The organism is Pseudomonas sp. LBUM1646 (assembly GCF_059716165.1).
In genome coordinates this window covers 4,304,365-4,329,500 of sequence record NZ_CP166810.1, presented here as the reverse complement: position 1 = coordinate 4,329,500, position 25,136 = coordinate 4,304,365, and the positions used below count along the sequence as shown (strand labels likewise).

Here is a 25,136-nt window from a genome sequence, read left to right as displayed (position 1 = left end):
CGCAAAATTAATTGTTATGCCAAAAGCCGTACGGCACCTCAAAGTTGAATGATCGGAGCAATAAAGTGGAAATGAAGATTGATATATTGGATTCTCCAACAGAAAAGGATCAAGGAGTTCTGAATAATAGGTTTTCAGAATATCTTCGAATTCAATATCCAAATCTACCGCCAGAATCGGAAGATAAAATATTTATGGTGGTTGCACACGATGAAGTAGGCGACTACATCGGTGCAATAAGCTGTCATTGTTACTGGGATGGCTTAGAAATTGATACCTTTTGGGTTAAGGAATCTCATCGCGGTAGAAAAGTCGGTTCTATGCTATTGGAAAAAGCAGAAACGATTGGCGCCAACAATGGGGCAGTAGTTGCATTCTTAAAAACCGTTGATGCTAAACAGTTCTATGAGCAGCATGGGTATGAGATTTATGGTGTTCTTGAGGATCGACCAATCGGGACTAACCTGTACCATTTAAAGAAACGGCTAGTAAAACACGCATAACAACTGGTTCAAACCGTTCGCTTCGTTCACAGGGACGAGCTAAAGCCCGCCCCTTAACCAAATGGCCGTCAGCTGCCAGTCGCAAAGGGCAGCCCTGGGTTTGCAGTCCTTCACAACAGCCAAAACCTGACATCCTGTAGATCTATATCCCGCGCGGATCTAGAATTTACTGGCCTTCCTCGCCGCCGATCCTGGTACGGGTTCCATGACTGAGCACGCAAGTTACCATCACGTTACCGAAGTGCCTGGCCTGGTGCTGGGCTCGGCGCGCCTGACAGATGCCGGTTTCGATCGCCATTACCACCTCGACTTCCACGTTGGCTTCGTGACCGAAGGCATCCAGCGTCACCGATCCAAAGGCGAGTCGTTTCTGTTAGGGCCGGGCAATATAGCCCTGATGCCGCCGGGCGAAATCCACGATGGCGTGGCCGAAGGCGGCGGCGCCTACACGCTCAAGACGTTCCGTCTGTCCCAGGCTCTGGTCGCGAGCCTCACAGAGGACATCAGTGGTCGGCCCCAGGACCTGGAGCTGGCCGGCATGTTGCTTGAGAACACCGGGCTTGTCGGCAACTTGCGCGGCTTGCACGAGGTCATGCAACAGGCCATTGGACCTGGCGGGCTCGCGGTGCAGACGCAATGGATCGCCCTCGTTGAATGCCTGTTGCGTCAGTCACGGCTGATCATGCCCGAGGCGATTTCAGGCGCACTCTCGCCCCTGCAATGGTCACGCCTCAGGGACTATTGTTTCTGCCACATCGATCAGCGAATTACCCTCGATGACCTCGCCGGGCTTTGTGCGCTGGGGCGGTTTTCGTTCCTCAAGCAGTTCAAACGGACCATCGGGATGACGCCGCACGCCTGGCTGCTGCGACTGCGTCTTGAACAGGCCTGTGGCCTGCTGTCACGCAGCGAACTGCCGATTATCGATGTTGCCTGCGCGGTCGGGTTTTACGATCAAAGCCATTTCAACCGCGCTTTTCGACACGCATTCGGCGTCGCGCCTTCACGCTACAGGAATTGAGTTCCGGCATTTCGGTGGCCGTCAATTTTTTACAAGCCTGAGCACCGTCCCTGTCCCTAGGATGTGCAAAACCGGGCGAATCTTCTTCGCCCGTGCAGTCGAGGACAGGAAGATGAACGGGGAAACAAACAGACCGCCCGCACTGGGTTTTGCAAGCGACAACATTGCGGGAGCTTCGCCAGAAGTGGCGCAAGCCATGATCAGACACAGCACCGGCCAGGCTAGTGCGTATGGCACGGATGAACTCTCCCGGCAGGTCACGCTCAAGCTCAGCGAGATATTCGAGCGTGACGTGGACGTCTTTCTCGTCCCCACCGGCACCGCCGCCAACAGCCTGTGCCTGAGTGCGATGACGCCGCCTTGGGGCAACATCTATTGCCATCCGGCCAGCCATATCAACAACGATGAGTGCGGCGCACCCGCGTTCTTTTCCGACGGCGCAAAGCTGATGACCATCGACGGCCCATCGGCCAAGCTCGATATTGCTCGCCTGCGCGAACGGACCCGTGACAAGGTCGGCGACGTGCACACCACCCAACCTGCTTGCGTCAGCATTACCCAGGCCACTGAAGTCGGTAGCCTCTACAACCTGGACGAAATCGCCGCCATCGGTGAGGTGTGCAAAGCAGGCGGGCTGGGGTTTCACATGGACGGTTCCCGATTCGCCAACGCGCTGGTTTCTCTTGGGTGCTCCCCTGCGCAAATGACGTGGAAAGCCGGGGTGGATGCATTGTCGTTCGGGGCTACCAAGAATGGTGCGCTGGCTGCCGAAGCGATCGTCCTGTTCAATCCCGCGCTGGCCGCCGAGATGAGCTATCGGCGTAAGCGCTCCGGCCATCTCCTGTCCAAGATGCGTTTTCTTTCGGCGCAGATCGATGCGTACCTGACCGACGACCTGTGGCTGCGCAACGCGCGCCAGGCCAACGATGCCGCCCAGCGTCTGGCACGTGGGCTTACGGGTTTGAGAGGCGTTGAAGTATCGGGCGACACCGAGGCCAACATCCTGTTCTGCAAGCTGGATTCGGCCATCATCGAAGCCCTGCTAAAGGCCGGGTTCGGGTTCTACCATGATCGCTGGGGACCGAACATCGTGCGCTTTGTCACCTCGTTCGCGACCACCACCGAGGATGTCGATCATCTGTTGAGTCAGGTCAGGAGAGTGGTCGATACGTTGCGCGTATAACCGTCGTGACGGGCAAAGCTCCTACAGAAGTATCGCGTACATCCCGTAGGAGCTGCCGAAGGCTGCGATCTTTTGATCCTGATCCTGTGGCGAGGGAGCTTGCTCCCCCTCGGCCACAGAACAGCGCTAGCCGCTATTGCGACGGCATCGCCCGCAACCGCCGGCCAAGCACATCCAGTACATCGCACCCATCGCGCAATGGAATGGCGCAGAGTAAGGCAAAGTCACTGAGGATGAAGGACTCACAATCGATTGACCCACGCATGGACAGGTTCTCCAGCACTTGGGTTACCGAGCGGATTCGATAATTGGCGGCGTCATACAAAACATCGAGCGGCGCGCGGGGTGGGCATGTCGTCGCAGTTGCTGGTGAGCGCCATGAAGCGGCTTTCGGGGTGGGGGAGTGGTTTTTCGTAGGGTGGCAGCTATGCGCGGGGTAGGAATATCGAGTCCTTTAGAGCAATTCTCGACCACGCCGAAGCGTGCCCGCACATAGCCGCCGAAACGGACCTTACGGACGCGTGTTAACGGCCGCAATCATGTATCGACGCCAATGTAGCTCTAAAAGATATTGAAGGGTTCCTACACCCTGTCACTGAATATTCAGCGCCCACCAAAGCCTACCGATTGAACTCACTGTGCACCAGTTCACCAAAACCGCCACAACTTGAAGGAAATTTCCGAAGAGCTTGCCCAGAAATTTCGCCCATAAAACGGCAAACGTGGCGAAAGGTTTCGCTGAAGCTAGGCTCGATTTCCCCACTTTCCAGGTGGTCGTCCGACCAACGCAAGAGCGAACTGATAGAGTTGAATCCGCCCACCGATGGCAATAGGTCGACTGGATTGTTTTTGGAGCTTGATGATGGGTTTCTCCACAACGCTGTGGGAGTGGTACGGCCAGGATGAATACAAGCGGGTTCTTGCGGTGTGCGAGGCAATCCCGGCGCTTGAGTTCCTGGCACTCACCTCGGTTCTGCAGCAGAAAACCATCCCGGATTGCCCAGCCTGTGAAGCCTGGTCAGCGATGATCCTTCCGTTGAACGAGGTTCTTTCAATCTGTGGCAGCGCGTTACCTGCGCAGATCAAGACACGGCTGCAAGACATTTGGGCGCTCTGCAATAGCCTGACTGAGGCGGCATTCCACTGTCATGACCCGCTGATACTTGATCATCACGAGTGGCAGCCGATCAGAACGGCCGCCGCAGAGCTGCTGGATCTAATGGAATCGCTGGAAATCACTCCATTCCTGGATGACTTGTTACTGGATTGCTGGAACGTCGCTCGCGGAATCAAGCGTTGAGCAATTCTGCGCCTTGTCCACCAGCTGTAGCACCCACTCGGCATCCTGCTCATTGACCACGGCGTAGCGATCCGGCGGAAAAAAAGTCCAGTGATGAGCCATCTCGACAAGGCGCTTGAGCTCATCGGCAGACACCCAATACGGCGTGTCGACCAAGGGCATCGGCGCACCGCTGAAACGCCGGCCCAGAGCGAGATTGGTACCAGGGGCAAAGGCAATCGCCAGTTCCTGGCCGGGTTGCATTTGCTTGTCCTGCGAGGGCATTTTCCCGACCCGTGCGTAGCTGAAGTTGCCCGCATATGGTTCCTTGAGCACCAGCCAGTGCCCCGCAGCGGTCTTGGCCAGGACCCATTGCGCCACGCCGCTGTCTTGCACGGATTCAAGCTTGCCGTTGTTCCATCGCATGAGGGTGTTGCAGTCCGGATCATAAGCGCAGGACCACAGGCTGAAGCCGGATATCAGGGTATGACGCTCAAGCTCGACCAGCCCTTGGTCCGGCATGGATTGCCAGTAGCGTTTGGTCGGATCGTGGCTATCGCGCCAGAAGTTGCGCAACCCCCAGGCAGCCATGAAGAGCAGCGTCGCGAGCGCGAGCCAGCCAAAGGAGGCGCCGATGATCCGGTCGATATCCAGGTCGGGGGCGACTATTGATCGATAGAGCAACAAGCCCAGTAAAAACGCGATGCCCGGCAGAACAGGACCAAAGCACAACGGCGGCAGTAACACGGCGATCCAGCTAAAGCGGTGCATGGACGCGTGCTCACGCGCCCAGGCTTGCTCCTGAGCGAGCATCGGCGCCTGTTCGCGTGGGGCAATGGCTGCGTCAGGTGTCTGAAAGCGCATGAATTGTGTGTAGGCGTCATCTCTCATGGATCAAATCATGCTCTTTAAGTAATCGCTTATCCCAACGAATCAAGCGGAGCCCTTGAGGATTTCAGTCTATGACTCTCATGATTTCTTTCCAGACATAAGCGTAGCTATAGCGCAGCCAAGCGATTTTCAGTTTGGCCAATGCGCGGCGAGTACCGCTGCGTGCCCGCGCTTGCAGTTTCGTTTCAATTTCACTCAATAGCCATTCATCCTTGAAACCTGTCCAGACCGGGGGGACAGGCGTTTCAAGGTTGCTGAAACACACCGGTGCGACTTCCGAGTAGAGGATGTCTTCCACGACGTTCAGGTCATAGCTGCGGATTCGCTCAGCGATAGACGCGTAATCGACAGCGCTGTCCACAAACGCCTCGGCCAGCGCGATCTGAATACTCGCTCTTTGAGCAGAGTTTGGAACATGTCCCAATGGGCCAGCCCCTCCAGCTCGATGTCGATTCAGGCCAGCCAGAAACCCAGAAATCTGTGGCGCACTGCGAAGGTGAACAACCGGAATCAGCGGCCCGATGGCCAGGCGCGCAGCCTCGGTGTGGGGGCGTGTGGTGCGGTCAAAATCCCAGACATACTTCAGAAAACCGAAAAATGCCTTGTCCAGCCTCTCGGTGCAGCCTGCCGGAAGATCAGCGCGTGGTCGGTTCAGCACGCTGCGCAGAATGACTCGCCGTAAGCAGGTGGTGCGCGGTGTATCGAGCCAGATGATGAGCTCCGCCCGGGGCAGCCTTAACGCGAAGGTCTTCGTGGAGTAATTGCCTTCACAAATCCAGGCGTCCCCGGCGACAGCTTGCCGAACCCGTGCGCGGAAAATGTCGGTATCCGCTTCGACCCAATCGGGTTCCCAGAACAATGTATCGAGGTGGACCACCGGCAAATCAAGACGCTTGCCTATTTCACGCGCCAAGGTCGATTTGCCACTCCCCGAGTTACCCAGTATCACGATGCGCTGCATCAGCATTTCCCTTGCTGCAAACGGGCAATGCTATCCCATCCGCTGGGGTAAAGAACAATAGATAGCCTCGGTGATTGCTCATACGGGCGGAGGGCTGCGCCCAGTGTCTATTTAGAAAATTTCCTCGCCCCAGCCACACAAAAAATCACCGCTATCGTCACCCCAAGCATCCCCACGCTAACTTGTTCATGCAGCAACGTGGCCGCCAGCGCCAGGCCAAAAAAGGGTTGCAGCAACTGAAGCTGACCGACTGCGGCAATCCCGCCTTGGGCCAGCCCGCGGTACCAGAAGACGAAACCGATCAGCATGCTGAAGACCGAAACGTAAGCCAAGCTCAGCCATGCGGGTGTAGAAATGGTTGTGAACGAAGTAGGGGCCACGAACACGGTCAGCAGCGCCATGACCGGCAGCGACAGCACCAGTGCCCAGGAGATCACCTGCCAGCCGCCCAGTGTTTTTGAGAGCTTCGCGCCCTCCGCATAACCGAGCCCGCAGACGATGATTGCCAGCAGCATGAGCAGGTCGCCGGCCGGCGAAGCCGTCAGCCCCTGGGACACCGCGAACCCGACCACCAACAGGCTTCCCAACACCGAGAAGAACCAGAACACCGGCCGTGGACGTTCACCGCCCCGCAATACCCCGAACACGGCGGTGGCGAGCGGCAGCAGGCCGACGAAGACGATGGAGTGCGCCGACGTCACGTACTGCAATGCCAGCGCGGTCAGCAGCGGAAACCCCAACACGACGCCGATGGCCACGATTACCAAGGACAGAAGTTGATGTTTGGCTGGGCGCTTTTCCCTAAACAGCACCAATAGGCAAAGCGCCAGAAGCCCGGCAATGGTCGCCCGGGCAACGGTCAGGAACACTGGATCGAATTCCAGCACAGCCACTCGGGTTGCAGGCAGCGAGCCGCTGAAAATGATGACGCCGATCAGCCCATTGAGCCATCCGCTCGTGGTTTTTGCCGTGGCCGGGTTTTGCAGCTTCGATGTCTGTTCCATGGTGAGATCCGGCTCAATTTGCGGATATCCATCGTATGACCGAATATCAAGACAATCAAAAAATCGTCATGGATACATTTCGACATGCCTCGCTCACGGTACAAGTCACTAGTCGACGCCTTTGCGGCGGATATTCGCTCGGGACGATTGTCGCCGGGCACGCGTTTGCCGACGCACCGTCAACTGGCGGCCACGGAAGGGCTCGCGCTGGTGACCGCCTCGCGGGTCTATGCCGAGCTCGAAGCCATGGGCCTGGTCAGTGGTGAAACGGGGCGCGGCACGTTCGTGCGGGAAACCTCGCTGCCGCCGGGTTTGGGCATGGATCAGAAAGTCGTTGCCGTGGGCATGACCGATCTCAACTTCAACTATCCCTCGCTCCCGGGGCAAGCCGACTTGCTGCGCGGTGCGCTGCGCCAGTTGGCGTCGTCCGGCGATCTTGAGTCGTTGCTGCGCTACCAGCCACACGCGGGGCGCCTGCATGAACGTGCTTCGGTCGCCCGGCATTTGCACACGCGAGGGCTGACGGTGGAGGCCGAACAGGTGTTGGTGGTCAGTGGCGCCCAGCATGGGCTGGCCGTGACGATGATGGCGCTGCTGCAACCCGGTGATGTGATTGCCGCCGATGCGTTGACCTATTCGGGTTTCAAGGTGTTGGCCGAGTCGCTGCACCTGGAAGTGCTGCCCATTCCGGTGCTCGACCACGGACCTGATTTGCAGGCTCTGGAGCGTCTGTGCCGCCAGCGCCGAGTGCGTGCCGTGTACTCGATGCCGACCATTCACAATCCGTTGGGATGGGTGATGGACGCCGATCAGCGCCAGGGCCTGGTGACGATTGCGCGCCAGCATGACCTGCTGATCATCGAAGACGCGGCGTATGCCTTCCTGGCCGAGAGCCCGCCGGCACCGCTGGCGCAGCTTGCCCCCGAGCGGACGGTTTATGTTTCCGGGTTATCGAAAAGTGTTGCCACCGGATTGCGCGTCGGCTTCATTGCCGCCCCCGTCGAAAAAGTCCCTGCACTGGAACGAGCGATCCGGGCGACCACCTGGAACACCCCCGGCGTATTGACCGCCATCGCAAGCCTGTGGCTCGACGACGGCACCGTCACGCAGTTGGAAGCGGAAAAGCGTTTGGATGCGCAAGCCAGGCAATCGCTGGCCCGCGAGGTGCTGGCGGGGCTGCCGTGGGTGGGTCACCCATCGTCGTATTTTCTTTGGTTGCCGCTGCCCGAAGATGCGCGGGCTGAGCAGATCGTCAAGGCATTGATGCGTGAACAGGTGTCGGTTTCGACCGCCGAGCCGTTTGCGATTTCAACCCATGTGCCCCATGCGATCCGCCTGGCGCTGGGTTCTGCCGAAATGGGTGCACTGCGCCTGGCCCTGGAAAAAGTGAAGTGGGTGATCGGGTAATGCCGATCAGTCCAACAATCGCTAGCCACACACGCCCCTGTGTAGCAGCTGGCAAAGCCTGCGTCCGGCGGCGCAGCAGTCGTGAATTCAGGCAGCGCGGTGTTTCAGGTAGACCTCGCGCTCAGGTTTTACGACGGCTGCGCCGCCGAACGCAGCCTCGCCGGGGCTTGGCAGCTGCTACGTGAGTGGTTTCGCTGCTTGTTTCCCCTGTAGCAGCTGGCGAAGCCTGCGTCCGGCGGCGCAGCAGTCGTGAATTCAGGCAGCGCGGTGTTTCAGGTAGACCTGGCGCCCAGGTTTTACGACGGCTGCGCCGCCGAACGCAGCCTCGCCGGGGCTCGGCAGCTGCTACGCGAGTGGTTTCGCTGCTTGTTTCCCCTGTAGCAGCTGGCGAAGCCTGCGTCCGGCTGCGCAGCCGTCGTAAATCCAGGCAGCGCGGTGTTTCAGGTAAACCTCGTGTTCAGGTTTTACGACGGCTGCGCCGCCGAACGCAGCCTCGCCGGGGCTCGGCAGCTGCTACGTGAGTGGTTTCGCTGCTTGTTTCCCCTGTAGCCGCTGGCGAAGCCTGCGTCCGGCGGCGCAGCCGTCGTAAATCCAGACAACGCGGTGTTTCAGGTAAACCTCGTGTTCAGGTTTTACGACGGCTGCGCCGCCGAACGCAGCCTCGCCGGGGCTCGACAGCTGCTACGTGAGTGGTTTCGCTGCTTGTTTCCCCTGTAGCAGCTGGCGAAGCCTGCGTCCGGCGGCGCAGCCGTCGTAAATCCAGACAACGCGGTGTTTCAGGTAAACCTCGTGTTCAGGTTTTACGACGGCCGCGCTGCCGGACGCAGCCTCGCCGGGGCTCGGCAGCTGCTACGCGAGTGGTTTCGCTGCTTGTTTCGCCTGTAGCAGCTGGCGAAGCCTGCGTCCGGCTGCGCAGCAGTCGTGAATTCAGGCAGCGCGGTGTTTCAGGTAAACCTCGTGTTCAGGTTTTACGACGGCCGCGCCGCCGGACGCAGGCTTCGCCAGCTGCTACAGATCGTGGGGTGGCTTGGCTGATCGGCATTATCGGGGGGTTGTCAGTGGCGCCAGCAGGTGTTCGATCTGCGCCAGTTCCCAGGTGCTGAGCAAACTGACCGGGTCGGTGCCGTAACGTTGCCAGGTGTCGAAAGCGCCCTCGCGGCCGTCCGGGCTCCGACAGTTTTGGCAGTGGCGCAGGTGATTGCCATCGAAGTCGAGGGTCAAGCGCCATCCTTCGATATCAACCGTTACGTGACCGGACGCGCAGGGACTATCGAGGCGCTGCAATGAGCGAACGCCCAGGGCGGCATCGCGCAATAACTGGCACACCTCGCGGGCCGTCAGGGCAGGGCGGTGAGTCGTCATTCCTGGTCTTTCGTCGACTTGATGACATTGCAGCGTAACCGCACGATCGCTTTCTGCCGTTGCGTGAATTCGTCCTGCATCAGCCCAGTGGTGAAACACAGGAAGTGAGGGAGCTTCAGGTAAGCGGGAGATGGGCTGTCTTTGGATTTCATGGGCATCCTTTTTGGCCATGGGGTGATGGCTCGAATGCGTGGAATATACATCGTGTGCGATGGTGTCTGAAGTGCACCAAGTTCGTAGAAGGCCGCCGGGTTTGACGAGCAGAGTCTCGCCAGACCGGACGGGGAACATCACGCCGTCAGAACGTTCAGGGCCACTGGCCGACGAGTGGTCGAGGCTGCGCTTTTTGCGCCAATCTGCGAACAAGCCGGCGATGAGCTGTAAACTGGCCGCCTTTTATCACCTCAAACAAGAGATCCCCATGGCAAACCAAGACATCACGTTCACCCCCGATCCAGACGCAGAATCCATTTCCTCCGACGTCGCCGGTTTCGGCGGCCTGTTGGTTTCTACGCAGATCCCCACCCGCGCCGATGGCAGCCTGGAGCTGGGCGGTATCGTCGAGCAAAGTGAATGCACCTTGCAGGCGCTAAAGGTGGCGCTGGAGCGCGCGGGCAGTTCGATGGATCGGGTTATGCACCTGACCATCTACCTCACCGACATGGCCGATCGCGCCGCCTTCAATGAGGTTTACAAGCGCTTCTTCGCCAAGCCGTGGCCGGTCCGCGCTGCGGTGGGCGTCGCTGCGCTGGCGGTCGAAGGCATGCGCGTGGAAGTCACCGCGATGGCGGCCAAGGCCTGAATTTACGGGGTTATCCGGCGGCGGCGCTCAACGAGCGGTCGCTGCCGGATGCACTCTTATTTTTTGCACTCCGCCAATACCACCTGGCAAGTACTCGGCGTGCCACCGGAGCGGCCGGCATAACGCATGCAATTATTCAGCGACTTTTTGCGCGCCATGCTCAGGGTGTCGCCCCAGGCCAGGCCACCTTCGCCGGAAGTCGGTAGCGCTTTTGCATAGCAGCTTGAGCCGAGGCTGGCGGCCGAATGGCGATGGCCGCTACATCCCGCTGTCAGCGCAAGGTTGATGGCGAGCAGGAAGGGAAGGCCCCATGACAAGCAGTGGCGCGTTGTTTTTCCGGTCATGCCATTTCCCCCTGGATCAACAGGCTGGAGGCGTGTTGGTGGGCGTGTCTATTTAGATTAGCTGGTATTGCGCCTGTCCAGGCAGCGTCCGATAACGCGGACACGGTCATGAAAATTTCACGATTCCATTGCGGACGTGATTTCAATCAACAGCATCGTTGGCTGGAATAATTGCGTCTTGACCGGGCTCGGCAGCCAGTTTCAATCGGTCGGCTTTACTGATGTATTTGGACTTGTTTGCCGGTGCCAATTTGGCACTGGCCTTTTTGGCGTGGGCCTTTAATAACTGGGTGATTTTTTTACGACGATTCATGTTTTCTACTCAGCGGGTAAGGTCTTGAATGATGTCAGCTTAAAACAGGATTGCCCGTGACCGTCAGGTGATGTGGGTCGATGACGCCACCAGCTTGCCGGTGCGCTCGACGATAGGCAACCGAGGTTGTTAGCGCAGGGGCGTTCTGCCGGTAACTCTGGCGTATCAGCCGGGGCTGCGATGCCGATCGATGTCGCCAACGTCCATCGGCCAGCGCGTTTCCAGGTACTCAGTCAGATAACTCATGAAGGCCTTGACCTTGGGTGTCAGAGCGGCGCGTTCCTGGACGCAGGCATAGATGTCGAGCGGTTCGGCGTAGGCATACGTTGCGGCGTGGCGATGTTCGAACAGCGGAACGAGTTGCCCACTGTCGATGTAAGGCGCAGCGACGAACTCGGCCAGGCGGGTAATGCCCGCGCCGCGGATCGCCATTTGCGCCAAGGCGTCGATATCGTCGCTGATGGCGGTGGCGTTGATCGTCGCGTCATACCGCTGCCCATCGCGGATAAAACCCCAGCGTAAAAAGCGCCCGTCGAGCGGGTAACGAAATGCCAGGCAGGCGTGCTGTTGCAGATCTTCCGGGGCGTGCGGCCAGCCGACGCGTTCCAGATAGGCAGGGGAGGCGCAGATGATAAAAGGCACCGAAACGATCTTGCGCGCGACGATGCCTTCTTCCAGTTGCGGCTTGATCCGCAGGCTCAGATCAATGCCTTCCTGAATATGATTGATTTTGCGATCGGTGGTGGAGAGTTCAAGGATCAGGCGCGGGTAACGTGCCGCGAAGCCGGCGATGACTGAGGCCAATACATGTCGCCCAAACGCAGAGGTAGACGCGATGCTCAGGCGCCCCTGAAGTTGGGTTTGTGTGCAGGTGATTGCGCTGTGCGCCGATTCGAGATCACGCGCGATGTGTTTCACTTTTTCGTAGTACGCCGCGCCATTCTCGGTCAACGCCATGCTGCGTGTAGTGCGCTGGAGCAGGCGCGTGTCCAGGTGCGTTTCCAGACGATTGAGGGTCTGGCTGACGGCGGCGGCGCTGACGCCCAAAGTCTTGGCTGCGCCGACGATGGAGCCGGCTTCAACGACCTTGATAAAGCTGTCTATTGCGCCGAGCAGATTCATTGTTTGGCCTGAGGCGATTCGTAAGATTCTCTTTATAAAGCACTCACAGATAAGCGTCTAGTTGGCGGTTGCCGGGCTTGTTATGGTGCGGATCACTTATCAATCGAAGGTCAACAAGGTCTGATATGAATTCAAAACCATCCGCCAAAACACTATTTTCAAACCCGCGCAAACTTTCGGTCCGCGCGACGCCCTATGTGTTCGCCCTGTACATGGCGGCGATCATGGCGCTCCTGATGTCGTTCGTGATTACTGCGGCCAATTCCGGTATTCAGACGGGTTTTCTAAGCAATGCGCTGCACGCCTACAAGTTGGCGATGCCCGTGGCGTTCCTGTGCATACTCGTCGTTCGCCCTGTCGTGATCAGACTGGTGTCGTTGACGGTGCATCCACATCATTGAGGGGACCAATACCATCAGTCGTCCTTTAACCAGCGGGCAGCCGATTCGGCGGTGGTCTCAGGCCCCGTGTTAAAGGCGATTGATGCGTTGGGCGCACCTTTGTGCACGGCGTTAATGACGGTTTCGAACAGGGAAAGACTTTTTGGTGGCAGGCGAAGGCCAGCGCCGATGACCACACAATCGTAGGCCTTCGTTGCGAGCTGTTTTTCCAGCACAGGCTCGGCGGTTTCGTCGGGCGGGATCAAACAAAGGTCGGCCAGCCATCCCCGTTCCGCCATCGACGCCATGGCAATGGCAATGCCTGCCCGGATCTTCTCGACCGTCAAGCCTGGAGGCAAGGCCGGATCAGAGAAGTCGACTGTTTCCGCCGTCTGCCCAACGAACAATATCTGCGTCATATGACTTCACTCCACGTGTGGGTGTGCCTTTGCTCGCAAAGCCAGAGGCGGCTCATTCGAGCCGCCTCTGTTCAGTGATTAACCACGCCTGGGCAGTTTCCAGCCTGGGCGGATGAAATGGCAGGTGTAACCGTCGGGCAAGCGTTCGAGGTAGTCCTGGTGTTCCGGTTCGGCTTCCCAGAACGGCCCGGCCGGGGTGATTTCGGTGACCACCTTGCCGGGCCAGAGGCCGGAAGCTTCGACGTCGGCCACGGTGTCTTCGGCAACCCGTTTCTGCTCATCGCTGAGGTAGAAGAGGGCAGAGCGATAGCTGGCGCCGATGTCGTTGCCCTGGCGATTCTGGGTCGTCGGGTCATGGATCTGGAAGAAAAACTCGAGGATCTGGCGGTAGCTGATCTGCTGCGGGTCGAACACGATCTCGATCGCTTCCGCGTGGTTACTGTGGTTGCGATAGGTCGCGTTCGGCACATCGCCACCGGAATAACCCACCCGCGTGGACAACACGCCGGGGTAGCGGCGCAGCAGATCCTGCATGCCCCAGAAGCAGCCACCGGCCAGGATGGCGGTTTCGGTTTGCGTCGTCATAAGCGGTCATTTCCCTCAATGAAAGAGTCCGTTACTGGTTGATCGGAGCGTTGAACTGGTCGGAGTAACTGCCGTCCATCAGCGAGGATGCCACTCGATCCGAACCGATGCCACTGCGGGAATAGGCGAGGCGAGCGGCGTTGACGTGATCGGAGCCGTCTGCTGCGAGGGCTCCGGCGCCTACGCGATCAGCGCCGTCTGCGGCGACTGTACCAGCGCCGACCCGATCCGAGCCGTCAGCAGCGACCGCCCCAGCACCGACACGATCCGAGCCGTCAGCAGCAACTGCACCTGCGCCGACACGATCTGCGCCGTCAGCGGCAACTGCACCAGCGCCGACCCGATCCGAGCCGTCAGCAGCGACCGCCCCAGCGCCGACCCGATCCGAGCCGTCAGCAGCAACTGCACCTGCGCCGACCCGATCTGCGCCGTCAGCGGCAACTGCACCTGCGCCGACCCGATCCGAGCCGTCAGCGGCAACCGCCCCAGCGCCAACTCGATCCGAGCCATCCGCCGCGACCGCACCCGCGCCGACCCGATCAGCGCCGTCTGCGGCGACTGCACCAGCACCGACCCGATCCGAGCCGTCAGCGGCAACCGCCCCAGCGCCAACTCGATCCGAACCATCCGCCGCGACCGCACCCGCGCCCACATGATCCGAGCCGTCTGCCGCGACCGCCCCGGCACCGACCCGGTCCGAACCATCTGCCGCAACCGACCCCGCCCCGACATGGTCAGCGCCATCCGACGCCAGGGCTCGTGCCTCTGCAGCCCAGGCACCGGGCATTACCACCGTCGCCGCGAGCGCCAATACAACGCCTGAAAAAAACTTATATTTCATGATGTTCTCCATAACTCATCAGCCACAAAGCCATTGAGCACGGTCGGTCGTTCGATCCTGGGCGACACGAGGCACGGACTCGGGCTGATTACGTTGGCGATTGGCACGGGTACGCCGTACAGCGCACGGGTGTCGACGTGTTGCATGACAAAGGGATAACCAACTAATGAGTATAGATCGCTCTTGGCGACTGGCTCGGGCCGGTGACCATCGGTGCTGAAATGCGCAGCTAGAATGAACGGGTCAGTCTCAATGTTGGAGAACCGTAATGGTCAGCAAAAACATCATTTGCCTCTGGTACGACGGTGCCGCGCTGGACGCCGCGACGTTCTACGCCAAGACCTTCCCGGACAGTGCGGTCGGCGCCGTGCACCGCGCGCCGGGCGACTATCCGGCGGGCAAACAGGGCGATGTCCTGACGGTCGAGTTCACGGTGATGGGCATCCCTTGTCTCGGGCTGAACGGCGGCTTCGGGGTCAAGCATAACGAGGCGATCATCGCCATGAAGGATCGCCTGAAGGCCAACGGCAAGGCCCCCAAGCAGATTATCTGTGCCGCCATGCGCAAACTGCTGCATTTCATTTACGGAGTGCTCAAGTCGGGCCAGCCATATGACCCGGAATTTGCGCTTGCTCGGTGAGATTCAAGACGGTATCTACAGGGGATCGTGTTTCAAGATGGGATTGCAGCGAATAAACACGTTTCAAGGCGCACGTTTAACGACACTCGGTGTTACGTCATAAGAGGCTACAACGCCTTGCGTCGTTGCCTACGCGTACGCCAGAATCCGCCGGCTTGTGCGTCTATGGCTTGGGTTTTATCGTGTCTCCGTCGCTGAAATACAGCGATGGGTTTGGTAGACCCTCAGCATCGACGCATAGCGTCACCTTCGGCGGTCCTTTTTCAGGACTGCGTTTTTATGGTGGCCATGCGTAGGGCTCCTTCGGGGGCGCCGGTTCCGATGCCCGGTCTACCAACCTCCGTATGGCCGCCACCCTCCGTTTGGTAGCGAGATGGTGATGGCTCCAATTAAGCAGCATCGGAGTTCCATCTATGTTCAAAGTTACGCCCAACCCCCCGAATACCGGTCCAGTACCCTACGACGCCGCTCTTGACCTTGACCCCAAGAAACTCAAAGAGGCGGCAGACCGCGCGCTCAACTTCTACCTCAACCCGGGGGCGACGAAAACGCAGATACCGCCCCGCAAATCCAGCAACTTCTACACCATCGACGCAGCAGTGGATGACGAAACGTTGCTCGTCGACGCCTCCGAATCATTGGCATCAGCCCGCGAGATGGTCAACGACCTCGTTGACCTGACGGACGGCCCGCGACGCTACACGATGCTGGTGCTGCAACGGGTGATCATGTTGGGTGAGTTAGCGGTCAATCGCGTACTGGATAACCACAAGCCTGGGTAGCAACCAGGCGTTCCCCCTGTAGGAGCGAAGCTTGCTCGCGAAGGCGTCAGGCCTGAGATACCGCGTTATCGTTGTTCGCGGGCAAGCCTTGCTCCTACAGGGCATCAGTTTTCTTCATGGAATAAACCGATACCCAACCCCCGTCTCCGTCACCAGATGCCTCGGCTGCGAAGGGTCCACCTCGACCTTCTTCCTCAACCCGCCCATAAACACCCGCAGATACGGCGTATCCGTCGTATGCGACGGCCCCCAAACCGCTTTCAACAGCTGCAAATGCGTCAACACCCGATTCGGATGCGAGCACAGATGCACCAGCAACCGATACTCCAGCGGCGTCAAATGCAGCGGCGCGCCGGAGCGTTCCACCACGCGCCGCTCTAGATCAATGCGCACATCGCCAAAGCTCAGCACTGAATTGCTATCGGCATCTTTCGCCTGTCGACGAAGTAGCGCGCGGACCCGGGCAAGCAGTTCCCCTGTGCCAAACGGCTTCACCAGATAGTCATCAGCACCCGTGTCGAGGGCGAGGATTTTGTCCGACTCGGCACCTCTGGCGGACAGCACGATGATGGGCACCGGTGACCAACTGCGCACATCGCGGATCAGGTCGATGCCGTCGCCATCGGGCAGGCCCAGGTCGAGGATGATCAGGTCGGGACGGCGAGTGCCGGCGTCGATCAGGCCGCGGTGGAAGGTGTCGGCTTCATGCACGTCCAGGCCTTCGGCTTGCAGGGCCATGCGCACGAAGCGGCGGATTTCCTTTTCGTCCTCGATGATCAGGACGTGGGGCACAGATTCGGTCATGGCTGTTCCTCGTCAGTCTGCGGGGCGAAGGATTCGATGACGGGCGGGGTTTCGCGGGGCAGACGCAGCGTGAAACACGCGCCGCCCTCGGGCCGGGTGATGCCGACGATGGTGCCGTCATGGGCCTGGGCGATGGCCCGGCAGATCGCCAGGCCCAAGCCGACGCCGGGGATCGAACTTTCCTTTTTGCCGCGCATGAATTTGCTGAAAATCGCTTCTTCGTGACCCTGGGGCAGCCCCGGTCCTTCGTCGGCGATCCACATCTCGATGGCATCCGGTGTGGCCCTCGCGCCCAAGCCGATCGTAGTAGTGGGCGGGGTGTATTTGACGGCGTTTTCGATCAGGTTGATGAGGATGCGTTCGATCAGCACCGCGTCGATCCGAACCGGCGGCAAGTCATCCTCCAGCGCGACATGCACCGAGCGCCCGCCGAGGATCGGTTGCACGGCGCGCAGGGCACTGCCGACGACGTCTTCGACCGGTTGCCACTGACGATTCAACACCACTTTGCCGGATTCCAGCCGCGCCATGTCCAGCAGGTTGTTGACCAGCGTGTTCATGCGCAGCGCCGATTCACCCACCGCCGTGGCGATCTCGGCGGCTTCGCCGGTCAACGCTGGCTGGGTCAGTTTGAGCGCTTCGGCGAGCCCGACCATCACCGACAGCGGCGTGCGCAAATCATGGGAAATGGCCGACAGCAGCGAGTTGCGCAGCCGCTCGGATTCCATTTGCACGGTCGTGTCCTGGGCCACGTTGATGTAGTGAATCCGTTCGAGGGAAATGGCCAGCAATGAGGCGCAGGTGTCGAGCAGGCGCCGCTGTTCCGGCACCACTAGCCGGGTGGTGTCGCGGGGCTGCACGGCGAGTATTCCGCGCACGCGCATCGGCGCCGACAACGGCAAGTAAAGCGTAGAGCTGGAGGGCAGTGTGTCGGTGCCGTAACCGGCCGGTTCGGTTTTGTCGAACGACCACTGGGCAATGGCCAGGTCGACTTGCGGTGCATCGCCGGTGATCATCGGCGCCAGTAATTTGTTGTTGTCATCGGCCACCAGCAAGGCTGATCGGGCGCCGAATTCGGCGCTCAGAAACTGCGCGCTGATATCGGCGATCTGTTCGGTGATCAGCGCGGCGGACAGCAGGCGCGACATGTCGTAGAGCGCGCGCATGCGGTCTTCGCGCCGTTGCGCCACCCGCGCCTGGTACGTCAGGCCAGCGGTCATTTGCCCGATCACCAGCGCGACCACCAGCATCACGACGAAGGTCACCAGGTACTGAACATCGGCGAAGGCGAAGGAAAAACGCGGCGAGACAAAGAAAAAATCGAAGGCGCCGACGGACATGAACGCCGCCATCACCGCCGGGCCACGGCCGAAGCGCACAGCGACGGTGACCACGGCAAGCAGGAACAGCATGACGATATTGGCCTGCTCAAGTACGCCTGCCAACGGCAGGGCAACCAAGGTCGTCACTGCGCATAACCCGGCGCTCCAGAGCCAGGCCGACCACTGGATCGGGCTTTCGCGGGTTTCGGGTGTCGTCTCGGGGCGTGGGCTGCTGCTCGGCAACGAGACTTGAATCACATCCAGATCGGCGCCCAGCACACCGATACGGTCCGCCAGCACTTGGCGCCATAATCGGCGTCGCGGACGTTCATCCCGCCCCAGCACAACCTTGGACAGATTGTGCAGACGCGCATACTTCACCAGTGTTTCGGCAATGTCCTGACCGGCCAGGGTCGCGATCTGCGCGCCCATGTCCTGAGCCAGTTTCAACGTCGCCAACACCCGACGCCGCTTGGCCTCGGGCAGGCGCTGCAAGGCTGGGGTTTCGACATACACGGCATGCCAGGGCACATTCAGTTGCGTGGCCAGGCGCGCCGTCGAACGCACGGTTTTCTCCGCCTGTTCATGGGGGCCAATGCAAGCGAGCAACGAGTCGCGAGTGCCCCAGACTGGTTTCACCGCGCTGTTTTGGCGGTACTGCAGCATGTCGCTGTCGACCCGGTCGGCGGTACGGCGCAGCGCCAATTCGCGCAGGGCAATCAGGTTGCCTTTGCGAAAGAAATTCTGCACCGCGCGCTCGGCCTGTTGCGCCAGGTAAACCTTGCCTTCCTTCAAACGCTGCAACAAATCATCGGGCGGCAAGTCGACGATGACCACCTCATCGGCGGTGTCGAATACATGATCGGGCACGGTCTCCCAGACGCGAATGCCAGTGATGCCACCGACAATGTCGTTCAGGCTTTCCAGGTGCTGGACGTTCATGGTTGACCAGACATCGATACCGGCGCTGAGCAGCTCTTCCACGTCTTGCCAGCGTTTTGGGTGCCGGGAGCCGACGGCGTTGGAGTGCGCCAGTTCGTCGATCAGGATCAAGTCCGGTGCGCGGATGAGTGCGGCGTCCAGGTCGAATTCGGTGACGGTGCGGTTTTTGTCGGCGACGTGCTTGAGGGGCAGCAATTCGAGGCCCCCGATCAGCGCTTCGGTTTCGGCGCGGCCATGGGTTTCGATTACGCCGATCAGCAGGTGGATGCCCTGAAGCTTCGCCGTATGGGCGGTCGCCAGCATGGCGTAAGTCTTTCCGACACCAGCGCTGGCGCCGAAAAAAATCTTAAGCCGACCCCGTTTGGCTTGCGCTTCCTCTTCGCGAATCCGGGCCAGTAGCTGGTCCGGGTCAGGACGTTGTTCGGCCATCACGCTCACCGTGTGGGAGTTGGCGCTCAGTGGGCAGCGTCGAGTGCCAGGTTCAGGGCCAGCACGTTGACCCGAGGCTCGCCGAGGAACCCGAGCACTGTGCCTTCAGCATACTCGCCGATCAGTTGGCGAACCTTCTCGATCGGCCAATTGCGCACCCGCGCCACCCGGCCGGCCTGATACAACGCGGCCGCCACGCTGATATGCGGATCAAGACCACTGGCGGAACTGTAGACCAGGTCGGCGGGTACCGTGGCGGTGTTGCCGGGATCGGCCGCGTGCAGGGCCTCGATCCGCCCCTTGACCGCGTCCATCAGCGCCGGGTTCAACGGGCCTTGGTTCGAGCCGCTGGAGGCCTGCGCGTTATAGGGCATGGGGCTGGTGGCGGAAGGGCGGCTCCAGAAGTATTTCGGATCGCTGAAACCCTGGCCGATCAACAGCGAACCCACGGTTTTGCCGTCTCTTTCGATCAGGCTGCCGGCGGCCTGATGGGGAAACACCAGCCGCGCGATCCCGGTGGTGACCAACGGATAGGCCAGGCCGGTGAGCAGCGAAAAGAAAATCAACAGGGTCAACGCCGGACGCAACAGAGTGGTCATGACAGTGCTCCCTCAAACCAGACCGACAGCGGCCAGCGCCATGTCGATGATTTTGATGCCAATGAATGGAACGATGACCCCACCCAGCCCGTAGATCAACAGGTTGCGCCGCAGCAGCAGGGCGGCGCCGACCGGGCGGTATTTCACGCCTTTGAGCGCCAGGGGAATCAGGAAAATGATGATCAGCGCATTAAAAATCACCGCCGACAGCACCGCCGAATTCGGGCTGGTCAGGCCCATGATGTTGAGTGCCGCAAGCGATGGATAGGTGGTGACAAACGCCGCCGGGACGATGGCGAAATACTTGGCGACGTCGTTGGCAATCGAGAACGTGGTCAGCGAGCCCCGGGTCATCAGCATCTGTTTGCCGGTTTCCACCACCTCGATCAGCTTCGTCGGGTTGCTGTCCAGATCCACCATGTTCCCGGCTTCCTTGGCCGCTTGCGTCCCCGAGTTCATCGCCACCGCGACATCAGCTTGGGCCAGCGCCGGGGCGTCATTGGTGCCGTCGCCGGTCATCGCCACCAAGCGGCCTTCGGCCTGGTAGCGGCGGATCAGGTCGAGTTTCTGTTCCGGCGTGGCTTCCGCCAGAAAGTCATCGACACCGGCCTCGGCGGCGATGGCGGCAGCCGTGACACGGTTGTCGCCGGTGACCATCACGGTTTTGATGCCCATGCGCCGCAGTTCGACGAAACGTTCCTTGATCCCGCCCTTGACGATGTCCTTGAGCTCGATCACGCCCAAGACCTTGGCGCCATCGGCGACCACCAGCGGCGTACTGCCGCGACGGGCGACGTCTTCGACGATGGTTTGCACCGCGTCCGGGAAGTGTCCGCCCAGACTCTGGACGTACCGCAGGATCGCCTCGCCGGCGCCTTTGCGCAGTTGGCGCGTGCCCATGTCGACGCCGCTCATGCGGGTCTGCGCCGAGAAGTGCACGAAGTGGGCGTCGAGCGCGCCGATGTCACGCTCGCGCAGGTTGAAGCGTTGTTTGGCCAGCACCACAATGCTGCGCCCTTCGGGTGTTTCATCGGCCAGGGAGGCGAGTTGCGCCACGTCTACCAACTCCGCTTCCTTGACCCCTGGCGCCGGTAAAAACGCCGAGGCGTGACGGTTGCCGAGGGTGATGGTGCCGGTCTTGTCGAGCAGCAGAACGTCCACATCACCGGCAGCCTCCACCGCACGCCCGGAGGTGGCGATGACGTTGGCTTCCATCATGCGGCTCATGCCCGCGACACCGACCGCTGACAGCAAACCGGCAATGGTGGTGGGGATCAGGCACACCAACAGCGAAATCAGCACGGTAATGGAAACCGGCGTCCCGGCCTGGGCCACCGCGACGCCGAACAGCGAGAAGGGCAGCAGCGTCACCGTCACGCCGAGGAACACAATCGTCAGCGCCACCAACAGGATCGACAGGGCGATTTCATTCGGGGTCTTTTGCCGTTTGGCGTTCTCGACCATGGCGATCATGCGGTCGACAAAGGTTTCGCCGGGGTTGGTGGTGACGCGAACGACGATCCAATCCGAAAGCACCCGGGTGCCGCCGGTTACGGCCGAGAAATCGCCGCCACATTCGCGAATCACCGGCGCCGATTCCCCGGTGATCGCCGACTCATCCACCGAGGCCGCGCCTTCGATGATTTCGCCGTCGGCGGGGATGATCGAGTCGCCGAGATCGCCAGCCTCGACCACCACCACATCGCCTTTGCACAGGCCGCTCGATTGCGCCAGTTGCCACTCGGCGCCGTAGTGCGGTTCGCGCAATTTCTTGGCCCAGGTTTCCTTTTTCAGGTCCCGCAGCGAGGCGGCCTGAGCCTTGCTGCGACCCTCGGCCAGGGCTTCGGCAAAGTTGGCGAACAGCACGGTGAACCACAGCCACAAGGCAATCGCGAGGATGAATCCGGCGCTGGCCTCACCCTGGCCGCGCAAGGCCTGGACCCACAGGGCGCTGGTGATAATTGCGCCGATGTAGACGACGAACATCACCGGGTTGCGCCACTGGATCCGGGGACTGAGCTTGCGCACGGACTCGACCATGGCCGGGGTTATCAGTTTCGGGTCGAACAAGGAGAACGCTTTGCGTGTCATGTTCGTGGTCTCACTTGATCAGGATGAGGTGTTCGACGACGGGCCCGAGCGCGAGCGCCGGTACGTAGTTCAGCAAGCCGACCAGCAACACTGTGCCGATCAGCAGCGCTACAAACAGCATCCCGTGGGTCGGCATGGTGCCGCCGGTGACCGCGAGGCGTTTCTTCGCCGCCAGGCTGCCAGCGATGGCGAGCACCGGGACGATCACGCCGAACCGGCCGAACCAGGCGACGATCGCCAGCATCGTGTTGTAGAATGGGGTGTTGGCGGACAGCCCGGCGAAGGCGCTGCCGTTGTTGTTGGCGGCCGAGGTGAAGGCGTAGAGGATTTCTGAAAACCCATGGGCGCCGGGGTTGGCGATCCCCAGCCGGCCAGCCTCGGCCATCACCGCGATGGCGGTGCCGAACAACACCAGCAATGGCGTCACCAGAATCGCGATGGCGACCATTTTCATCTCGTAGGCTTCGATCTTCTTGCCCAGGTATTCAGGTGTGCGGCCGATCATTAAACCAGCGATAAACACCGCGAGAATCGCGAACACCAACATCCCGTACAGGCCCGAGCCGGTGCCGCCGAACACCACTTCGCCCAGTTGCATCAACACCAGCGGCACCGCGCCGCCCAGTGGGGTAAACGAGTCGTGCATCGCGTTGACCGCACCGCAGGAAGCGGCGGTGGTCACGGCGGCGAACAGGCTGGAGGCGCTGATGCCGAATCGCAGCTCCTTGCCTTCCATGTTGCCTGCCGCCGTGTCGATGCCCAGCGTGGAAAACTGTGGATTGCCGAGTTGTTCGTAATGAGTGACGGCGACCACCGCAATGACGAAGATGATCGTCATCGTCGCCAGCAGTGCCCAGCCTTGGCGGATGTCACCGACGACATGGCCGAAGACGAAACACAGCGCAGTCGGGATCAGGAAGATCGCGATCAGCTGCAAGAAATTGGTCAGCGCGGTAGGGTTTTCGTAAGGGTGCGCCGAGTTGGCATTGAAGAAACCGCCGCCATTGGTGCCGAGCATCTTGATCGCTTCTTGCGAGGCGACCGGCCCCATGGCGATGGTCTGCTTGTCGGTGCTGGCGGCCACGGTGACGGGACTGCCCTGGGCATCGAGCTTCGGTTGGCCGGCGTCATTGAGCACTGGGGCCTGGTATTGCACGACCTCCATCGTCGTGACTTCTTTATAGGGGTCAAGGTTTTGGATCGCGCCTTGACTGATGAAGAACAGCGCGAAGATCAGCGACAGCGGCAGCAGCACCCACAGCGTGATGCGTGTGAGGTCGGTCCAGGCATTGCCGATACTGGTGGCGCTATGGCGGGCGAAACCACGGATCAGCGCCACCGCTACCACGATGCCGGTGGCGGCCGAGAGGAAGTTCTGCACGGTGAGTGCGAGCATCTGCGTCAGATAGCTCATCGTCGACTCGCCGCCATAACCTTGCCAGTCGGTGTTGGTGACGAAACTGGCGGCGGTGTTGAACGAGGAGTCCGGCGTCACGGCGCCGAAGCCTTGCGGGTTAAACGGCAGCACACCTTGCAAGCGTTGCAGCGCGTAGACGAACAGCAATCCCAGGGCGTTGAACAGGATCAGGGCGAGGGCGTATTGCAGCCAGCTCATCTGCACTTCGGGCGTGACGCCGGCCAGGCGAAACAGCGGCGATTCAATGCGCGCACCGAGGGCAAATCGGCCTTCCATCACCGTGGTCAACCAGCGCCCGAGCGGCCAGGCCAACAGACCCAGCGCCAGCAGAAAGGCCCCGAGGAGGACCCAGGCTTGCGTGGTCATAGGAAGTCCTCCGGAAAGAACAGCGCGGCGATCAGGTACACCAGCAACCCGGCCGCGATGATGCCGCCGAACAGATAGAAACCGGTCATGACCGCCTCCTGTTAAGCGCCGCACAGCCACGGGCCAGGCCGATCAGGCTGATGAAAAACAGAGCACCGAGTACCACAAAGATGAAGTCCATGGCGTTTCCTCCAGTGATGAGGAAAAGCCTAGAGGGATGCTTGGTAAGTTGTTATCAGGATTGGGGGCGTGGGGATAAAGATCTTATAAAGACGAGGTATGTGTCGCTCTAGAAAAGTGGCTCGGCACATACATCCCGAATACACCCACGCAACCAGCGATGCGCCGGGTCGGCATCGAGCCGTGGGTGCCAGAGCAAGGACACGGTGATCGGCGGGATGGGCACCGGCAAGGGAAAACTGTGCAGGCCGGCGCGCAGGCTGGCGGTATGGCGTTCCGGCACGCTGGCGATCAGGTCGCAGGATCGAACCAGCGCCAGGGCGGTCGAGAAACCGCCAACGACGGTGACGATCTCCCGCTCCAGCCCGAGTGCACCCAAGGCGTCATCAATGGCTGTCGGGCCTTTTTCCAGACCCCGTCGCGACACGCCGATGTGCCGGCCAGCGGCATAACGGGCAGCGGTGATGTCGCCCTGGCTCAGCGGATGCTCCCGGCGCACGACGCCAATGAAACGGTCCCGGAACAACGCCTGTGCACGCACTTCCGGCGCCATCGATGTCCCGACCACACCGGTTTCCATGTCCACAGTGCCGTCGCGCAATGGCGTGCTGTCCTTGTTCGGTTTCTGCACGAACAGCAGGCGCACCCCCGGTGCTTCTTCGCTGATGCGAGCCAGCAGGTCCGGGCCGAAGGTCTCCACAAATCCGTCACTGGTGCGCACGGTGAAGGTTCGCACCAGTTGCTGCAGATTGAGCTGCTCGACGGGGCGCAGGATCGCTTCGGCGTCCAGCACCAATTGGCTGACCCGTTCGCGTAATTCGAGCGCACGGGGCGTAGGCACGAGGCCGCGACCGGCCCGGACCAGCAGCGGATCGCCGGTGGTTTCACGCAATCGCGCCAGCGCCCGGCTCATCGCCGACGGGCTCAGCCGCAACCGCTGGGCGGCGCGCGTGACGCTGCCTTCTGCGAGCAGAACATCGAGGGTGATGAGCAAGTTGAGATCGGGCATCGACATACGGCGACGGTAGCATGGGATAGGGCGTCTGGTGCACAAGTAATGTGCAAACGGTGCGTCTTCCGCCTTGTCAGGCCGCGCCGTACGCTGTGGACAGCTCCAGTTCGGGAGTCGCCAGCCAAGGAACTCATC

26 protein-coding genes and 3 pseudogenes are annotated in these 25,136 nt (G+C 60.5%); 9 read left to right on the top strand and 20 right to left on the bottom strand.

The features are described from left to right. Nucleotides 1-71 precede the first annotated feature (71 nt). From ACA071_RS19825 to ACA071_RS19815, 3 genes are all read left to right on the top strand, one after another. Nucleotides 72-503, top strand: a complete 432-nt coding sequence (locus ACA071_RS19825) for a GNAT family N-acetyltransferase (protein WP_497645354.1) — start codon at nt 72-74, stop codon at nt 501-503. 205 nt (nt 504-708) lie between these two features. Next, complete coding sequence (locus ACA071_RS19820; RefSeq protein ID WP_497640725.1) at nt 709-1,524, top strand: AraC family transcriptional regulator; 816 nt, start codon at nt 709-711, stop codon at nt 1,522-1,524. A gap of 61 nt (nt 1,525-1,585) precedes the next feature. Beyond that, a complete protein-coding gene (locus ACA071_RS19815) occupies nt 1,586-2,707 on the top strand; it encodes a threonine aldolase family protein (protein ID WP_497645353.1) in 1,122 nt (373 codons plus the stop codon). A 133-nt stretch (nt 2,708-2,840) separates the two neighbouring features. Here the strand turns inward: ACA071_RS19815 and ACA071_RS19810 are convergent. Then, a pseudogene (locus tag ACA071_RS19810) lies at nt 2,841-3,087 on the bottom strand (short-chain dehydrogenase). Between the two features lie 479 nt (nt 3,088-3,566). Between ACA071_RS19810 and ACA071_RS19805 the strand changes: the two are divergent. Next, complete coding sequence (locus tag ACA071_RS19805; protein ID WP_497640724.1) at nt 3,567-4,007, top strand: hypothetical protein; 441 nt, start codon at nt 3,567-3,569, stop codon at nt 4,005-4,007. Here ACA071_RS19805 and ACA071_RS19800 read toward each other — a convergent pair. The 4 genes and pseudogenes from ACA071_RS19800 to ACA071_RS19785 form a co-directional block, all read right to left on the bottom strand. Beyond that, nucleotides 3,966-4,877, bottom strand: a complete 912-nt coding sequence (locus ACA071_RS19800; protein ID WP_497640723.1) for a hypothetical protein — start codon at nt 4,875-4,877, stop codon at nt 3,966-3,968. The two genes, ACA071_RS19805 and ACA071_RS19800, sit on opposite strands and share 42 nt — an antisense overlap. Before the next feature lie 64 nt (nt 4,878-4,941). Beyond that, nucleotides 4,942-5,301 (bottom strand): DUF7079 family protein, encoded by a 360-nt coding sequence (locus ACA071_RS19795; protein WP_497645352.1) that lies wholly within the window; start codon nt 5,299-5,301, stop codon nt 4,942-4,944. A 30-nt stretch (nt 5,302-5,331) separates the two neighbouring features. Beyond that, nucleotides 5,332-5,838 (bottom strand): annotated as a pseudogene (locus ACA071_RS19790) (P-loop NTPase family protein); the annotation flags it as partial. 107 nt (nt 5,839-5,945) lie between these two features. Further along, a complete protein-coding gene (locus ACA071_RS19785) occupies nt 5,946-6,842 on the bottom strand; it encodes a DMT family transporter (RefSeq protein ID WP_497640722.1) in 897 nt (298 codons plus the stop codon). Nucleotides 6,843-6,926: 84 nt separating this feature from the next. Here ACA071_RS19785 and ACA071_RS19780 point away from each other — a divergent pair, with 84 nt between their 5' ends. Continuing rightward, nucleotides 6,927-8,249, top strand: a complete 1,323-nt coding sequence (locus tag ACA071_RS19780; protein ID WP_497640721.1) for an aminotransferase-like domain-containing protein — start codon at nt 6,927-6,929, stop codon at nt 8,247-8,249. Nucleotides 8,250-9,290: 1,041 nt separating this feature from the next. Here the strand turns inward: ACA071_RS19780 and ACA071_RS19775 are convergent. Next, nucleotides 9,291-9,611, bottom strand: a complete 321-nt coding sequence (locus ACA071_RS19775) for a DUF7693 family protein (protein WP_497640720.1) — start codon at nt 9,609-9,611, stop codon at nt 9,291-9,293. Continuing rightward, a complete protein-coding gene (locus ACA071_RS19770) occupies nt 9,608-9,763 on the bottom strand; it encodes a hypothetical protein (RefSeq protein ID WP_497640719.1) in 156 nt (51 codons plus the stop codon). The genes ACA071_RS19775 and ACA071_RS19770 overlap by 4 nt, the downstream gene beginning before the upstream one ends. A gap of 269 nt (nt 9,764-10,032) precedes the next feature. On the opposite strand from ACA071_RS19770, the gene ACA071_RS19765 reads away from it, so the two are divergent. Continuing rightward, nucleotides 10,033-10,413, top strand: a complete 381-nt coding sequence (locus ACA071_RS19765) for a RidA family protein (RefSeq protein ID WP_497640718.1) — start codon at nt 10,033-10,035, stop codon at nt 10,411-10,413. Nucleotides 10,414-10,469: 56 nt separating this feature from the next. Here the strand turns inward: ACA071_RS19765 and ACA071_RS19760 are convergent, their stop codons facing one another. From ACA071_RS19760 to ACA071_RS19750, 3 genes are all read right to left on the bottom strand, one after another. Further along, nucleotides 10,470-10,757 (bottom strand): hypothetical protein, encoded by a 288-nt coding sequence (locus tag ACA071_RS19760; protein ID WP_497640717.1) that lies wholly within the window; start codon nt 10,755-10,757, stop codon nt 10,470-10,472. 142 nt (nt 10,758-10,899) lie between these two features. Beyond that, nucleotides 10,900-11,070, bottom strand: a complete 171-nt coding sequence (locus ACA071_RS19755; protein WP_497640716.1) for a DUF2986 domain-containing protein — start codon at nt 11,068-11,070, stop codon at nt 10,900-10,902. Nucleotides 11,071-11,235: 165 nt separating this feature from the next. After that, entirely contained in the window at nt 11,236-12,192 is a 957-nt protein-coding gene (locus tag ACA071_RS19750; RefSeq protein WP_497640715.1) for a LysR family transcriptional regulator, read from the bottom strand. Nucleotides 12,193-12,317: 125 nt separating this feature from the next. Here ACA071_RS19750 and ACA071_RS19745 point away from each other — a divergent pair, with 125 nt between their 5' ends. Beyond that, entirely contained in the window at nt 12,318-12,593 is a 276-nt protein-coding gene (locus tag ACA071_RS19745) for a DUF2798 domain-containing protein (RefSeq protein WP_497640714.1), read from the top strand. Nucleotides 12,594-12,607: 14 nt separating this feature from the next. Here ACA071_RS19745 and ACA071_RS19740 read toward each other — a convergent pair whose 3' ends face one another. The 3 genes from ACA071_RS19740 to ACA071_RS19730 all read right to left on the bottom strand — a co-directional run bounded on the left by ACA071_RS19740 (nt 12,608) and on the right by ACA071_RS19730 (nt 14,417). Continuing rightward, the gene (locus tag ACA071_RS19740; protein ID WP_497640713.1) at nt 12,608-12,991 is read right to left on the bottom strand and encodes a hypothetical protein; all 384 of its coding nucleotides are present in this window, start codon (nt 12,989-12,991) and stop codon (nt 12,608-12,610) included. 78 nt (nt 12,992-13,069) lie between these two features. Beyond that, nucleotides 13,070-13,576 (bottom strand): peptide-methionine (S)-S-oxide reductase MsrA, encoded by a 507-nt coding sequence (gene msrA, locus ACA071_RS19735; RefSeq protein WP_497640712.1) that lies wholly within the window; start codon nt 13,574-13,576, stop codon nt 13,070-13,072. Between the two features lie 31 nt (nt 13,577-13,607). Beyond that, a complete protein-coding gene (locus ACA071_RS19730) occupies nt 13,608-14,417 on the bottom strand; it encodes a hypothetical protein (RefSeq protein ID WP_497640711.1) in 810 nt (269 codons plus the stop codon). Nucleotides 14,418-14,685: 268 nt separating this feature from the next. Here ACA071_RS19730 and ACA071_RS19725 point away from each other — a divergent pair. Together ACA071_RS19725 and ACA071_RS19720 are read left to right on the top strand one after the other, a co-directional pair. Then, nucleotides 14,686-14,910 (top strand): annotated as a pseudogene (locus ACA071_RS19725) (VOC family protein); the annotation flags it as partial. A gap of 560 nt (nt 14,911-15,470) precedes the next feature. Next, nucleotides 15,471-15,839, top strand: coding sequence for a DUF6124 family protein (locus ACA071_RS19720; protein WP_497640710.1), 369 nt, complete (start codon nt 15,471-15,473; stop codon nt 15,837-15,839). A 114-nt stretch (nt 15,840-15,953) separates the two neighbouring features. On the opposite strand, the gene ACA071_RS19715 is transcribed toward ACA071_RS19720, so the two are convergent. The 7 genes from ACA071_RS19715 to ACA071_RS19685 form a co-directional block, all read right to left on the bottom strand. After that, the gene (locus ACA071_RS19715; protein ID WP_497640709.1) at nt 15,954-16,643 is read right to left on the bottom strand and encodes a response regulator; all 690 of its coding nucleotides are present in this window, start codon (nt 16,641-16,643) and stop codon (nt 15,954-15,956) included. Then, nucleotides 16,640-19,336, bottom strand: a complete 2,697-nt coding sequence (gene kdpD / locus ACA071_RS19710) for a two-component system sensor histidine kinase KdpD (protein ID WP_497640708.1) — start codon at nt 19,334-19,336, stop codon at nt 16,640-16,642. The genes ACA071_RS19715 and kdpD overlap by 4 nt, the downstream gene beginning before the upstream one ends. Before the next feature lie 26 nt (nt 19,337-19,362). Continuing rightward, nucleotides 19,363-19,935 (bottom strand): potassium-transporting ATPase subunit KdpC, encoded by a 573-nt coding sequence (kdpC, locus tag ACA071_RS19705; protein WP_497640707.1) that lies wholly within the window; start codon nt 19,933-19,935, stop codon nt 19,363-19,365. A 12-nt stretch (nt 19,936-19,947) separates the two neighbouring features. Beyond that, complete coding sequence (kdpB, locus tag ACA071_RS19700; RefSeq protein WP_497640706.1) at nt 19,948-22,026, bottom strand: potassium-transporting ATPase subunit KdpB; 2,079 nt, start codon at nt 22,024-22,026, stop codon at nt 19,948-19,950. 10 nt (nt 22,027-22,036) lie between these two features. Continuing rightward, a complete protein-coding gene (gene kdpA, locus ACA071_RS19695) occupies nt 22,037-23,809 on the bottom strand; it encodes a potassium-transporting ATPase subunit KdpA (RefSeq protein ID WP_497640705.1) in 1,773 nt (590 codons plus the stop codon). Continuing rightward, the gene (gene kdpF / locus ACA071_RS19690) at nt 23,806-23,898 is read right to left on the bottom strand and encodes a K(+)-transporting ATPase subunit F (RefSeq protein ID WP_497640704.1); all 93 of its coding nucleotides are present in this window, start codon (nt 23,896-23,898) and stop codon (nt 23,806-23,808) included. Before kdpF ends, kdpA begins: the two co-directional genes overlap by 4 nt. 200 nt (nt 23,899-24,098) lie before the next feature. Then, nucleotides 24,099-25,004: a LysR family transcriptional regulator gene (locus ACA071_RS19685; RefSeq protein ID WP_497640703.1), complete on the bottom strand. Its 906-nt coding sequence runs from the start codon at nt 25,002-25,004 to the stop codon at nt 24,099-24,101. Between the last annotated feature and the right edge of the window lie 132 nt (nt 25,005-25,136).